Genomic DNA, 1,674 nt, shown 5'->3' with positions numbered 1-1,674 from the left:
CCTGAATCCGTGGACTGGGCGGGTCGGTGTGGCTGGTGACGGCGTGTAGATGCGACGAGAGTGCCTTCTGGGCTGGGACGATCGGGTTTGTCTAGAACTAGATCCGACCAGCTTGGAAAGGCACTCTCGGTGCAAGCTTCGCATGCCTGGCGCGCCGACAGCGCGATCTTCGACGAGGACAATCTCGTGTCGCACGCGGGCTTGGTCCCGGTGCTGGCCCTGGCCGAACAGGCCGGGCTGTCGGCGCTGCTGGACGAGCACGTCCGGTTCACGTGTGAGCGGGTCAAGTCCGGGGCTGCCAACGCGACCCCGAAACTCGTCTCGATCATCGCGGGAATGGCCGCCGGAGCCGACAGCATCGACGACCTGGACCTCGTCCGCGCCGGTGGGATGAAACAGGTCTTCGGTGGGGTCTACGCCTCGGCCACGCTGGGGATCCTGCTGCGCGAGTTCACCCACGGCCACACCCGGCAACTGTCGGCGGTGCTGCGCCGGCACCTGATCGCCCTCACCCGGCGCACCGGCGTGCTCGACGGCGTCGACCGGCGCTGCTTCATCGACATCGACTCGCTGCTGCGCCCGGTCTACGGCCACGCCAAACAAGGCGCCTCCTACGGACACACGAAGATCGACGGCAAGACCATCCTGCGCAAAGGCCTGTCACCCCTGGCGGTGACCATCAGCACCCCGACCGCCGCGCCGGTGCTGGCCGGCGTGCGGCTACGCGCCGGACGCGCAGGCTCGGCCAAAGGCGCCACCTCAATGCTCACCGAAGCGATCAACACCGCCAAACAAGCCGGCGCCCACCCCGAGCACATCCTCACCCGCGGCGATGCCGCCTTCTACAGCGGCAAAGTCATCGCCGCCATCACCGCGACCGGGGCCACGTTCTCGATCGCCGCCGCCCTCAACCCGTCGGTGGCCGCCGCGATCGCCGCCATCGGCGACGACCAGTACACCCCCGTGCACTACCCCGGCGCGGTCGAAGACCCCGACACCGGAACACTGATCTCCGACGCCCAGATCGCCGAAACCACCTACACCGCCTTCGCCGACACCGACCACCGGATCACCGCACGGCTGATCGTGCGCCGCATCCGCGACGCCAACGCCCAGGACCCGCTGTTCCCCGTCTGGCGACACCACCCCTTCCTCACCAACAGCAGCGAACCCACGGCCGAAGCCGACATCACCCACCGACGCCACGCCGTCTGCGAAACCGTCTGGTCCGACCTCATCGACGGACCCTGGGCCCACCAGCCCTCCGGCCGCTTCCCCGCCAACGCCGCCTGGTGCACCCTCGCCGCGATCTGCCACAACCTGCTACGAGCCGCAGGCACCCTCACCGGCACCGCCCGCCACACCGTCGCCCGCGGAGCGACCCTGCGCACCCACCTGATCAACATCCCCGCCCGGCTGGCCCGACCACAACGCCGACCATTCCTGCACCTGCCCGCCCGCTGGCCCCGCGCCGCCGCCTGGACCAGGCTCTGGAAAGCCGTGTTCACCTGACGCCGAGCACCACGACCACGAGCACCACGACGCAACACCCACGCCGGAACCGCCCCAACCAACAGCAACCGAGCAGGCTGGACCAGGCCAGCAGACCCACCACGCCCAAATCAGCCCCGAAAGCCTGAATCCGCAGACCAGCACTCGGTCCACGGATTCAGG

General features: G+C 69.1%; 1 protein-coding gene. It reads left to right on the top strand.

Annotated features, from left to right (window positions below):
* The first annotated feature begins 129 nt into the window (after positions 1-129).
* On the top strand, positions 130-1,512 hold the full coding sequence (locus tag Cco03nite_RS41915) for an IS1380 family transposase (protein ID WP_203699618.1): 1,383 nt from the start codon (positions 130-132) through the stop codon (positions 1,510-1,512).
* Positions 1,513-1,674: the final 162 nt, after the last annotated feature.

Source organism: Catellatospora coxensis (assembly GCF_016862635.1).
Taxonomy (GTDB): domain Bacteria; phylum Actinomycetota; class Actinomycetes; order Mycobacteriales; family Micromonosporaceae; genus Catellatospora; species Catellatospora coxensis.
Note: the sequence above shows the minus strand (reverse complement) of the source record. Positions and strands in the feature narration are given on the sequence as shown.